Source organism: Anaerobacillus sp. (assembly GCF_046314235.1).
In the GTDB taxonomy this organism is placed as follows: domain Bacteria; phylum Bacillota; class Bacilli; order Bacillales; family Anaerobacillaceae; genus Anaerobacillus.
In genome coordinates this window covers 53,777-66,607 of record NZ_JBKBWN010000013.1, presented here as the reverse complement: position 1 = coordinate 66,607, position 12,831 = coordinate 53,777, and the positions used below count along the sequence as shown (strand labels likewise).

General features: G+C 37.8%; 9 protein-coding genes. All 9 read left to right on the top strand.

Annotated features, from left to right (window positions below):
* Positions 1 to 7 precede the first annotated feature (7 nt).
* The 9 genes from ACK4M9_RS16885 (at position 8) to cobA (ending at position 12,760) form a co-directional block, all read left to right on the top strand.
* The gene (locus ACK4M9_RS16885) at positions 8 to 1,027 is read left to right on the top strand and encodes a 3-oxoacyl-ACP synthase (RefSeq protein ID WP_409853078.1); all 1,020 of its coding nucleotides are present in this window, start codon (positions 8 to 10) and stop codon (positions 1,025 to 1,027) included.
* A gap of 19 nt (positions 1,028 to 1,046) precedes the next feature.
* A complete protein-coding gene (phaZ, locus tag ACK4M9_RS16880; RefSeq protein ID WP_409853075.1) occupies positions 1,047 to 1,937 on the top strand; it encodes an intracellular short-chain-length polyhydroxyalkanoate depolymerase in 891 nt (296 codons plus the stop codon).
* A gap of 70 nt (positions 1,938 to 2,007) precedes the next feature.
* Complete coding sequence (gene fabG / locus ACK4M9_RS16875; RefSeq protein WP_409853073.1) at positions 2,008 to 2,748, top strand: 3-oxoacyl-ACP reductase FabG; 741 nt, start codon at positions 2,008 to 2,010, stop codon at positions 2,746 to 2,748.
* A gap of 267 nt (positions 2,749 to 3,015) precedes the next feature.
* Positions 3,016 to 4,500, top strand: a complete 1,485-nt coding sequence (locus ACK4M9_RS16870) for an acyl-CoA synthetase (RefSeq protein WP_409853070.1) — start codon at positions 3,016 to 3,018, stop codon at positions 4,498 to 4,500.
* Between the two features lie 251 nt (positions 4,501 to 4,751).
* On the top strand, positions 4,752 to 6,251 hold the full coding sequence (locus ACK4M9_RS16865; protein WP_409853068.1) for a NarK family nitrate/nitrite MFS transporter: 1,500 nt from the start codon (positions 4,752 to 4,754) through the stop codon (positions 6,249 to 6,251).
* 23 nt (positions 6,252 to 6,274) lie between these two features.
* A complete protein-coding gene (nirB, locus tag ACK4M9_RS16860; RefSeq protein ID WP_409853065.1) occupies positions 6,275 to 8,701 on the top strand; it encodes a nitrite reductase large subunit NirB in 2,427 nt (808 codons plus the stop codon).
* Positions 8,702 to 8,740: 39 nt separating this feature from the next.
* Entirely contained in the window at positions 8,741 to 9,067 is a 327-nt protein-coding gene (nirD, locus tag ACK4M9_RS16855; protein ID WP_409853062.1) for a nitrite reductase small subunit NirD, read from the top strand.
* A gap of 32 nt (positions 9,068 to 9,099) precedes the next feature.
* Positions 9,100 to 11,262, top strand: a complete 2,163-nt coding sequence (gene nasC, locus ACK4M9_RS16850) for an assimilatory nitrate reductase catalytic subunit NasC (protein WP_409853059.1) — start codon at positions 9,100 to 9,102, stop codon at positions 11,260 to 11,262.
* 22 nt (positions 11,263 to 11,284) lie between these two features.
* On the top strand, positions 11,285 to 12,760 hold the full coding sequence (cobA, locus tag ACK4M9_RS16845; protein ID WP_409853057.1) for a uroporphyrinogen-III C-methyltransferase: 1,476 nt from the start codon (positions 11,285 to 11,287) through the stop codon (positions 12,758 to 12,760).
* Positions 12,761 to 12,831 lie beyond the last annotated feature (71 nt).

The window sequence follows — 12,831 nt, the reverse complement described above, 5'->3', positions numbered from 1 at the left end:
TGGAAAGATGCTAGAAGAACGAGAGAAAATTGGGATTGTTAGTACTGGAGTTTATATCCCTGACCATCGCATGACTAGTAGCGAGATTGCTAGTTTGTCAGGTATTCCCGAGGATGTAGTTGAAACGAAAATGGGCATTCGCGAGAAAACAATTCCAGGTCCTAATGATCACACCTGCCAGATGGGAGTTTTTGCAGCCGAAAAGGCGTTAAAAAAGGCAGCTATTGATCCTCTTGATATTGATTTAATTATTTATATTGGTGAAGAACATAAAGAGTATCCGCTTTGGACAGCAGGTATTAAGCTACAGCAAGAGATTGGAGCGGTTAATGCATGGGCCTTTGATGTGGCCCTTCGTTGTAGCACAACTGTGATGGCTTTGAAAGTGGCAAAGGGAATGATGAACTCTGACCCTTCCATTCGTACGGTTCTTCTTGCCGGTGGGTACCGAAATTTAGATTTTATCGATTATGAAAATCCCAGAACGAGGTTTATGTATAACCTTTCTGCGGGAGGTGGAGCCATCATCCTTCAAAAAGGGTTTAATGATAATGAACTGTTAGAAACGTCGTTAATGACGGATGGTTCTTTTTCAGAAGATGTTGTTGTCGTTGCAGGTGGCACAAAGCATCCTATAACTGGGGAAGCGATTGAAAACCGTCTAAACTATTTAGATGTTCTTGACCCCAAAGGAATGAAAGAGCGTCTCGAAGATAAATCGATGAAAAACTTCTTAAAAGTAATTAGAAAATCTTTAAAAAGTAGTAAATTAACTGAAGCTGAGATTGATTACTTAGCTATCTTGCATATGAAGCGCTCCGCTCATGACTATGTGTTAAAAGAGTTAAATTTACGAGATGAGCAGTCAATTTATTTAGATCATTATGGTCATATGGGGCAAATTGATCAAATCCTTTCCATAGAACTGGCCCTTGAACAAGGGAAGATTAAGAAGGGTGACCTAGTTGTTCTCGTAAGCGCTGGAATTGGTTATGCCTGGGGAGCAACAACGATCCGCTGGGGCTAATAAAAAGGAGGTACTCACATTGGCAAAAGTAACTTTACAATCAATTTTACTTGAAAATGGTGAAACAATTTCCTATCGTGAGCGAATCGGAGGAGAAGAAAAGCTATTACTGATTCATGGAAATATGACTTCGTCAAAGCATTGGGACTTACTTATAGATGCATTGGATGATAGGTTTAAAGTCTATGCAGTTGATATGAGAGGGTTTGGTGGTTCTAGTTATCATCAGCGGATAAACTCTATTCAAGATTTTACCGATGATGTAAAACTATTTGTCGATAGTATCGGTTTAGATAGGTTTTCTGTTATGGGATGGTCAACTGGTGGAGCGGTTTCCATGCAGCTAGCCATTGATTATCCGGACCGTGTCAATAATCTAATTTTACTAGCTTCTGCTTCGACAAGAGGTTATCCGTTTTTGCAAGTAAATCATTTTGGAGAAGTAACTCGTTTAAAGACGAGAGAAGAGATTGAACAAGATCCAGTAAAGTCACTTCCAGTTGTTAATGCTTATGAAACAGGTAATAAAGAGTTTCTAAAAGCGTTATGGAATGCCGTTATTTACACTCAAAAAAAACCTTCAGAATATTTATATAATCAATATCTAGAAGATATGTTGACGCAAAAAAACGTAACAGATGTTTACCATGCGCTTAACACATTCAATATAAGCGATGTCCATAACGGATTGACCGAAGGCAACGGAAAAGTTAAGGAAATCACTTTACCAACCCTTGTATTATGGGGTGAAAATGATTTAGTCGTAACTGAAAAAATGACAAAAGAAATTATTGAAGATTTTGGAGAGGGAGCTAAGGTTGTTTATTTAAAAGGTTGCGGGCACTCTCCATTAATCGATGATCTAGAACTGTTGAAAAAAGAGGTTGAAAATTTTTTGATCCTAGAATGATTAATCGATGAGAATAACTTGAGTAAAAAAAAATTTTTTCTAACAGCTTAAAGTAGAAAGGGGAACTAAAATGCGTTTAAGAGATAAAGTCGCAATAGTTACAGGTGGAGGGAATGGAATTGGTAGAGAGACGGTTTTGACCTTTGTAAGAGAAGGTGCCAAGGTGGTCATTGCCGATTTTGATGAAGAAGCAGGCGGGAAAGTTCTTAATGAAGTAACTGCCCTTGGTGGAGATGCTATCTTTCAGAAGGTTAATGTTGCAGATCAAGAGAGTGTGACAAAATTAGTTGATAAAGCTTTAGAGACTTATAGCACAGTAAACATCCTTGTGAATAACGCAGGAATTACAGCTGATGCAATGACACACAAGATGACACCAAAAGCATGGCAAAGAGTTATTGATGTGAATTTAACTGGCGTTTTTTATTGTACACAGGCTGTTGTCAGTAAAATGGTTGAGCAGGGGAATGGAAAGATTATTAATACTTCTAGTGTTTCTGGTGTTTATGGAAATGTAGGCCAAGCAAACTATGCTGCAACAAAAGCAGGAGTAGTAGGTATGACAAAAACGTGGGCGAAAGAGTATGGTGGCAAGGGAATAAATGTGAATGCAGTAGCGCCTGGTTTTATTGAAACGGGAATGGTGGCTAAAGTGCCTGATAAAGTAATTGAAAAAATGAAAGCAACGATCCCTTTAAAACGTCTAGGCAATCCGTCTGATATCGCAAATGCATACTTGTATTTGGCGTCAGATGAATCTAATTATGTAAATGGAACCGTCCTTCATGTTGACGGTGGCATCATGATGTAAATTGCACCGATCCTTGATCTGTAACTTGAATGCAACTCTTTTTCTATACTATTAATACGTGTCAAAAAAGATGATAATCAGTTCCGAGAGCTATGATTACCGGAATTTTTAAACATTCTCTATTAAAATATAAACTTTTCATCGTCGCAAGTTAAGAGATGCTAAATGGGTAATAAAGACAGTTCAAAAAGGAGGATAACGAAAGACGCTTCGTTGTCGGGCTTTTGACCAGCTTTTTATATAGAAAAAAGTAAAGGGGGAGGTAAGATGAGCTGGGATACAGATTGGTTAAAAAAGCGAGCTCGGATTACTCCAGACCGGGTTGCAATTGTTGATGGAGAAACACGGGAGCGGTGGACTTATCAAAATATACATGACCGAGCTGAACGATTAGCGTCCTATTTGCTAGAAATAGGTGTAACCAAAGGAGAACGAGTCGCCCTTATATCTCCAAATAATATTTGGTACTTCGATTTAATGTTTGCTTGCACGAAACTAGGAGCAATCTTTGTTCCGATCAATTGGAGATTATCTAAAAATGAAATTAGCTATATCCTAGAGGACTGTCAGCCAAAGCTAATTGCATATCATGAAAAATTCAAACCTTTACTTCCGAGTCAGTATCAAGGATCGTTATTCAATATAAATCAACAGGATGAAACATTATTGAAAAAGACGGCTTTGCAGCAATTTTATGTAAGTGTGAGTGAAACGGATCCTCTTGCAATTATTTATACCGGTGGAACAACTGGGAAACCTAAAGGAGTAGTTCTTACTCATCAGTCAATTTTCCATAACGCAATAAATACGATAACAAGTTGGAATTTAACTGGTGATGATACAACCGTAACATATTTACCTATGTTTCATACAGGTGGATTAAACGCCTTATCGATACCGCTATTGCACATTGGCGGTAAAGTGGTCATCGACGATAAATTTGAAGCGCAGCGTATGATAGATGTCATTAATGAAGAACGTTGTACAATTCTTTTATTAGTGCCAACCATGTACCATGTTCTTACGGAAACGGAACTGTTTCAGAAGACGTCATTTCCTTCAATGCATACTTTTTTATCTGGAGGAGCTCCTTGCTCTTATCGGATTTACGATGCCTTTGCGAAGAAAGGATTGGCATTTAAAGAAGGTTATGGATTAACGGAAGCTGGTCCTAACAATTTTTATATTAATCCAAATGATGTCACGAAAAAACGAGGTTCCGTAGGCAAACCAATGCTATATAATAATGTCAAAATTGTTGACCAAAACGGGGATGAAGTTCGTTGTAGTGAAGTTGGGGAAATCGTCATCAGTGGTCACCACCTTTTTGCTTATTATTGGAACAATCCTACTGTAACTGCCGAAACAAAAAAGGAAGGTTGGCTTTACACAGGGGACTTAGGTAGGTTTGACGAAGATGGTTATTTCTATATCGTAGGTCGAAAAAAAGACATGATCATTACAGGTGGTGAAAATGTCTTTCCTTTGGAAGTTGAACATATCATTGCGGAACACGAGAAGGTTGCTGAAGTGGCCGTTGTTGGAATTAGCGATGAGAAATGGGGCGAGGTTGTTACAGCCTTTATCGTTCCAAAAGAAGGTGTCTGTTTTTTGGAGGAAGAAATAGAACAGTATTGTAAAGAATACCTTGGTAGTTATAAAGTACCGAAAATCATTCGTTTTGTTCGTCAGTTGCCGAAAACAGCAGTCGGAAAAATTGATAAAAAGGAGTTAGTAGAAATGGTGTTTTAACTTAATTTGACTGAAAAAAGCTGAGCTAGGGATATTCCCTGATCTCAGCTTTTTTGGTTGTGAAGAAGAGGCCTTTTTTGAAGCTAGTCTTTATTTTTTCCACCACTGGATATCACGCTTTTACTAGTTATTAATGATAGAAATATGAAAAAGGTGTTAAATCTTCTCTCAATGTCTAATACAAAAATTTCAATTTATGTAAGACTAAGATTATAATTTTGAAAATTCAGAACTAGGGAAGGGGTGTCTTGATGAAGGTTCGTTACTTATTTACTTTTAAAGATGATCGAATGAAAGTATTACATTTAACATGGATTGCCTTTTTCGTATCATTCTTTACGTGGTTTAATATGGCTCCGTTAGCGACATCAATGCTTGAAAGTATAGATTGGCTTACGAAGGAACACTTAGCAGCATTAGCCATATTAAATGTAGCATTAACAATTCCGGCCAGGATCGTCATTGGGATATTACTTGATCGCTATGGACCAAGAAAAGTTTATTCGGGGTTATTAATAACTATGGCTATTCCAACGTTTGTATTTGCTTTTGGAGATAGCTGGACTCAATTAATGGTCTCCAGATTATTGATCAGTAGTATTGGTGCTAGCTTTGTTATCGGAATAAGAATGGTTTCAGAATGGTTTCCACCAAAAGATATTGGATTTGCCGAAGGTATCTATGGTGGCTGGGGGAATTTTGGTTCGGCAGCAGCTGCAATTCTCCTACCTTGGTTGGCCTTAACAATGTTTGGCGGCGAAAATGGTTGGCGTTATGCCATCGCTTTGTGTGGATTATTTTGTATTGTTTATGCGTTTATTTACTATTTCGCTGTGAAGGACACACCTGATGGCAAAGAGTATATTCGTCCAAAACGAAATGGGGCAATGGAAGTAAGTACTTTTGGTGATATGGTGCAGCTAATTATTTGGACGATACCACTTGGCGGTGCATTAGCAGTTCTCGCTTGGAGACTAGAGGGGCTTGGGTTTATTTCAACAACAATCCTTTATTGTGCGTATGTCTTGATCACGATAACAGTTGTCTTTCAAGTATATAAAATTATTCAAATTAATGTTCCGATCTTAAAAAAAGGTGTTCCTAAAGATGATCAATATAAATTTAAAAATGTTGCAGCTCTTAATACAACTTATTTTGCCAACTTTGGCGCTGAACTAGCTATTGTTTCTATGTTGCCGATGTTTTTTCAATTAACTTTTTCATTGACACCGACAACAGCTGGTTTAATCGCTGCATCGTTTGCTTTTATTAATTTAATTGCTCGTCCACTAGGTGGAATTTTATCGGATCGAATGGGAAGTAGAAGAAACGTTATGCTCATCTATATGTTGGGTATTTCGATTGGCTTAGGTGCAATGGGGCTAATTAATTCAGGCTGGCCATTGACATTGGCTGTTTTAATTACAGTTTTGACATCTGTATTTATCCAAGGAGCTGAAGGTGCCACTTTTGCTGTTATACCGATGATTAAAAAACGAATTACAGGTCAAATTGCAGGGATGGCTGGAGCATACGGAAATGTAGGGGCAACGATCTACTTAACGCTTTATACCTTTGTGACACCGCAACAGTTTTTCTTTATTTTAGCAACTGGTGCATTGATAAGCTTCCTAGTTTGCTTCTTCTATTTAGAAGAACCTAAAAATGCTTTTGCAAAAGAGTACTATGTGTCATCTGTAGATGAATCAGATGTTGAACAAATTGAAAAAGCAAGGCGAAAAGTTATTTAAACAATTACTAGGAGGTAATTAATATGGCAAAAAAACATCTTGTCTTAATCGGTAATGGAATGGCAGGTGTCCGGTGTATAGAAGAAATTCTGAAACTAGGTGGTAAGGACCTTTTTGAAATATCTATTTTCGGTAATGAACCTCATGTAAATTATAACCGGATCATGCTTTCTTCAGTATTAGCAGGTGATATGACGGTTAAAGATATTGAGATGAACAGTTTGGAATGGTATGAGGAAAATAACATTACCTTATATCGAAACGAGACAGTAGTTAAGCTTGATAAAGAAAAGCAAGTTGTTTATACGGATAAAGGAAGAGAGACCAGCTATGATTACGTGATTTTTGCAACTGGTTCAAATCCGTTTATGTTACCAATTCCAGGAACTGATCTAGAGGGTGTAATTGCTTTTAGGAATATCGAGGATTGTGAAACGATGATGAAAACTGCAAAGAGCTATAAAAAAGCTGTCGTCATCGGTGGTGGTTTGCTAGGTCTAGAAGCAGCCAGAGGCTTACTTAATTTAGGGATGGAAGTAGAAGTTGTTCATTTGCACCATTACTTAATGGAAAGACAGCTTGATGAGGAAGCAGCTAAAATGCTACGACAAGAATTAGAACAACAAGGGATGCGGTTTTTAATGCAGAAAGTAACGACCAAAATTTCTGGAAGATCTCGGGTGAAGAAACTAAAATTTAAAGATGGAAGTGAAACCGAGGCAGATCTTGTTGTAATGGCGGTCGGGATAAAGCCAAATGCAGAAGTAGGTATTGAAAGCGGAATAGAAGTAAACCGAGGTATCGTTGTTAATGACACTCTTCAAACGAGTATAAAGAATGTTTATGCAGTTGGTGAATGTGCAGAACATCGTAATATTGTCTATGGACTTGTTGCGCCCCTTTGGGAGCAAGGAAAGGTACTAGCGGGTCACCTTACTGGGCTCAATCAAGAAAAAGTTTATGAGGGATCTGTCCTTTCCACAAAGTTAAAGGTTTCAGGAGTAAATGTATTTTCGGCAGGTGAATTCTTTGATTCTGACTCTTCCAAAAGTATTCGCATTCAAGATGAATTTACAGGAGTGTACAAAAAAGTTATCATTCGTGAAAATCGAGTTATTGGCGCTGTTTTATACGGGGATACATCAGAAGGAACAAAGTTGTTTAACATGATCCAGAGTGAAGAGGATGTTTCTGGATTATCTTCAGCGAGTATTATCCAAAGTGAAAGCAATCAAGATATCCAAACGGCTCTAGTCATGGCCGATAGTGACAATGTTTGTGGCTGTAACGGGGTAACAAAAGGGGAAATTGTTAGAGCAATTAAAGATGATGGCTTATGCTCGGTAACTGAAATTAGTAGCTGTACAAATGCTGGAAGGTCATGTGGTTCTTGTAAACCATTAATTAGTGAAATTCTTGCTGCAACAATTGGAGCAGAATTAGCCGAAGCGAAGGAAACTGTTTGCGGTTGTACCTCTTTATCTCATGAAGAAGTTGTCGAAGCAATTCGTGAAAAGGGGTTAAGTCATCCAAAAGAAGTAATGAATGTTCTTGATTGGAACACTGAAGCAGGCTGCTCGAAATGCCGCCCTGCGATTAATTATTATTTAGGAATGGTGCAGCCAGTTTCTTATGAAGATGAAAGAGAATCAAGATTTGTCAATGAAAGAATGCATGCCAACATTCAAAAAGACGGTACGTATTCGGTGGTTCCGAGAATGTATGGCGGGGTTACCAATCCAACTGACTTACGAAAAATTGCTGATGTAGCTGAAAAGTATAATGTACCTCTAGTTAAAGTAACTGGTGGGCAAAGAATTGATTTATTTGGTATTAAAAAAGAGGACTTACCAGCGGTCTGGGAAGAATTAGGGATGAATTCAGGTTATGCGTATGGAAAAACGCTCCGCACTGTAAAAACATGTGTCGGAGAAAGCTTCTGTCGTTTTGGTACCCAAGACTCGATCGGGCTTGGAATTGAGTTAGAGAAAAAGTTTGAACGATTAAGTACACCCCATAAAGTAAAAATGGCAGTATCTGCATGTCCCCGTAACTGTGCCGAATCAGGGATTAAAGATGTTGGAATTGTTGGTATTGAAGGAGCTTGGGAGATTTATGTAGGTGGAAATGGTGGGGCAACATTACGAAAAGGCGATATGCTTGCACAAGTCGAGACATCAGCTGAAGTCATTGAAATAACTGGAGCGTTTCTTCAATATTACCGAGAAACAGCGAGGTATTTAGAAAGAACTTCGCATTGGGTAGAGCGAATTGGATTAGAAAGTATCAAAGAAAAGCTACTAGCTGATGAAAGTTTCCGCCTAGAACTAAATGATCGTATGGAAGTAGCTTTATCAGCTCTAGAGAGTGACCCTTGGAAAGAAATTATTGAAAGCGAATCGTTGAAGAAAGAACTATTTACAAATACCCATATTGAGATCTTTCAATAAAATGCGTTAGCAATGAAAATAAACTTAGTGGAGGTTTGTATGGAAAAGATAAAGGAAAAAAATGGCCAAATTAAGATTGCACACCTATCTGAACTTCCTTTATTAATAGGGAAAGAAGTTGTGATAGCTGGGTTTGAAATAGCATTGTTTAAGCTCGCAAATGGGACAGTGAAAGCTATTGAAAACAAGTGCCCACATAAACAAGGACCCCTATCTCAAGGAATTGTTAGTGGCGATTATGTGTTTTGTCCTTTGCATGATCGTAAAATATCGCTAGAAGACGGACTTGTGCAAAAGCCCGATGTTGGTTGCGTAAAAACGTATGATGTTACCGTTATAGATGACAACATTTATATTGATTTTTAGGGAGGTTTTTCAATTATGAAAGGTGTGTCTAAATGCATGATTTAGTTCAGTACTTCAGAGAAAAGCAATTAGAAAAAAGTACCGAAACTACAATGAAAACACGCTGTCCATACTGTAGTATGCAGTGCTCCATGGATTTAATTGAAGAAAGAGTGGAAACTCGAAACCGCTTTAAAGTAAAACCAAATAAAAACGATCCTACATCTGAAGGGAGACTTTGTATCAAAGGTACGTTTGCTCATCAACATGCAATAAATGAAGAGCGAGTTCATTTTCCATTAATGAAACTTGATGGCGAATTCGTTCGAGTTCCTTGGGAATTAACATTTGAAATGATTGCAAACCAGATGAAAAGTTTACAAAAAGAATATGGGCACAATAGTGTGGCTGTCTATGGTGGTGGATCATTGACAAATGAGGAAGCTTATTTGTTAGGAAAGTTTGCTAGAGTTGCGCTAAAAACAAAATATATTGATTACAACGGTAGATTTTGTATGAGCGCAGCTGCTTTTGCAGCGAATGCTACTTTTGGTATAGATCGGGGGCTGACAAATCCACTTTCAGAAATTGAAGATAGCAAATGTATCATTCTTGCTGGTACAAATTTAGCCGAATGTCAACCAACAATGCTGCCATATTTCAAAAGGGCCAAGAAAAATGGAGCGAAAATCATTGTAATTGACCCAAGAAAAACCTTAACGGCGAAACAAGCCGATATCCATGTGCAAATTATCCCTGGAATGGATGGGGTATTTGCTATAGGTTTATTAAAGGTAATGGTTGAAGAAGGGCTAGTAAACTATGATTTTGTAAAAGACCAAACAGATGGTTTTTTTGAAGCTGAACAAAGGGTGAAAGAAATTAGTTATTCTTCAATAAAAAAATTAACTGGTGTTAAATTAGAGACGATTTTTGAAGTAGCAAGATTGTTTGCAACTTCAAAAACCGGGATGATTTTTACCGCCAGGGGAGTTGAACAGCATGCCAATGGACAAGAAAATGTTAGGCATTTTCTAAACCTTTTACTAGCCACTGGAAAAATTGGCAAGCATGCTTGTGGATATGGCGCGATTACTGGTCAAGGAAATGGTCAAGGAGGTCGAGAGCATGGTCAAAAAGCGGATCAATTACCTGGTTATCGCTCAATTGAGAACGAGAGTGACCGAGAATACGTGGCAAATGTTTGGGGAGTTTCCCCAGCAGAACTTCCGCGAAAAGGTGTTTCGGCCTATGAATTGTTTGAGAAAATCGACAAAGGCGAAATCAAAGCAATGGTTGTTATGGGATCAAATCCAATTGTCTCAAATCCAAATGCAATATTTGTGGAAAATTGCTTAAAGAAGTTAGAGTTACTTGTTGTAGTTGATATGTTTCAATCTGAAACTGCTAGATTTGCTCATTTTCTACTACCATCTTCAAGTTATTTAGAAGATGAAGGGACAATGACAAATTTAGAAGGGAGAGTTGTTTATCGACATGCAGAAAGAAAGTTACCTGGAGAAACAAAGCATGATTGGCAAATTCTTTGTCATTTAGCCGAGGCTTTAGGTGTCAAACAAGGATTTAGATTTGCTAATTCAGAGGACATTTTTAACGAATTACGAATTGCTAGTAAAGGTGGGAAAGCAGATTATTCTGGAATTACGTATGAAAACATTAAAGAAAAAGGGGTGTTTTGGCCGTGTCCAGAGCAGAGCAAGGGTACTCCACTCCTTTTTGAAACAGGATTCTTTACTAGTAATAAGCGTGCAAACTTCTTAACCAATTTTGACATCCCAGAAAAAGCAAAAGTTGATGATGAATATCCGCTAATCCTAACAACAGGAAGGCTTATGGAACATTATTTGACAGGGGTACAAACACGAAGAAGTAAACAATTAGTAGAACGTAGTCTTGAAGCGTTTGTGGAAATTCACCCTGAAACTGCAAAGCACCAGCAAATAATAGATGGTGATCTCGTCGCGATTTCATCGCGGAATGGAAGTGCCATTTTAAAAGCAAGATTAACAGAATTAATCCGTGAAGATGTTATTTTCGCGCCATTTCATTGGGGTGATCTTCACAGCGTAAATCGGATTTTTCCACCAATATTCGATCCGAACTGTTACATGCCTCAGTTTAAACAAGTCTCAGTTAAGGTGGGACCAGTTATGAAGATTCAAAAGGATGCTATCTTTCAATCCACTATTAATTAGATATTACGGGAGGTCTGCAACAATGACATATGGAAAAGTATATCTAGTAGGGGCCGGCCCTGGAGATAAACGCTTAATTACTGTTAAAGGTCTACAATGCATTCAAAGAGCTGAAGTAATATTATATGACCGGTTAGTAAATCCGTTATTACTAGAAGAAGCACAAGACAACGTGGAACTCATTTATTGTGGGAAACTACCTCAGCAGCATACCCTACGACAAGAAAAGATTAACGATCTCCTAGTTGCAAAAAGCAAGGAAGGGAAAATGGTTGTTCGTCTAAAAGGAGGTGATCCATCTGTCTTTGGACGAGTTGGCGAAGAGGCAGAAATATTGGTGAAGAATGGTATCGATTTTGAAATTGTACCAGGAATTACTTCAGGGATTGCAGCAAGTGCGTATGCTGGTATTCCTGTCACACATCGTGATTATGCCACTTCGTTTGCTATCGTTACTGGTCACCAAAAATCCAAAGATGGTAAGCCAAAAGTGAATTGGGCAAGTCTAGCTTCTAGTATTGATACGATTGCTTTTTATATGGGAGTTGGTAACTTAGACTATATTGCAAACCAATTAGTTTTACATGGGAAGCCAGCAACAACTCCAGTGATTTTGATTCAATGGGGGACATACAGTGACCAGAAAACATTGGAAGGTACCTTAGAGAACATTAGCCGTAAGGCTTCCGAAGAAAATTTTCAAAATCCAGCGATTACACTAGTAGGATCAATTGTCACCCTGAGAGAGAAGTTAAAATGGTTTGAAAAGATGCCTCTCCATGGAAAAAATATTATTGTAGCTAGGGCAACAGCTGGTGAAGTTGATTTGGCTGCTGAATTAATCGAGCAAGGAGCAGATGTTTTTCAATTTCCCCGCTTTACGAATAAATCACTTTTATTTGATATTACTACTATAAAAAAGTTTCGGAAACTATCATTTTACGATCAAATCTTATTTACATGTCCAACAAGTGTAGAGCAATTTTTTAAGGGATTAACCTTATATGGGATCGACATACGTAATATCAAAGCAGAGTTTTTTGTTAAAACGAGAAAAACGGATAAGCAATTAAAAAAATATGGTTGTTCATCAAGAAGAGAAAATGAATTGTCATTGCTTCGTAATCTCTTAATTATTGGAGCTAAGACCAGTGCCGCCCCTAGTGCCCCCCTTAAAAAACGATTGGACTATTTAGCAACCCATCAACTTGTTCCTGTGGAACATTCTTTTGAAACACTTAAAAGACTGGAAATGGAGAATAGGCTTAATACAGTTGTTTTTCCAAGTGTAAAGTCTATAAGCGTATTATTACATTCATTAACAGAAGCAACGATTGATCCGTTCACTTTTTTTCAAGATAAAAAAGTCATTACTTTTGGAGAGAACTCTTATTTAGCAGCTGTTAAAGCAGGTTTAGCTGTAGATTGTTGTTTAGAGGAACAACCGACCGTAGAATGTTTAATAGACGCATTAAGGAAAGAACGGGTAAGTGTATAGGTGGAAGTGCTATTACACTTGAAACTCGCTAATTAGCTGTCTTAAACAAAAATTAATAAACTAACAAATAT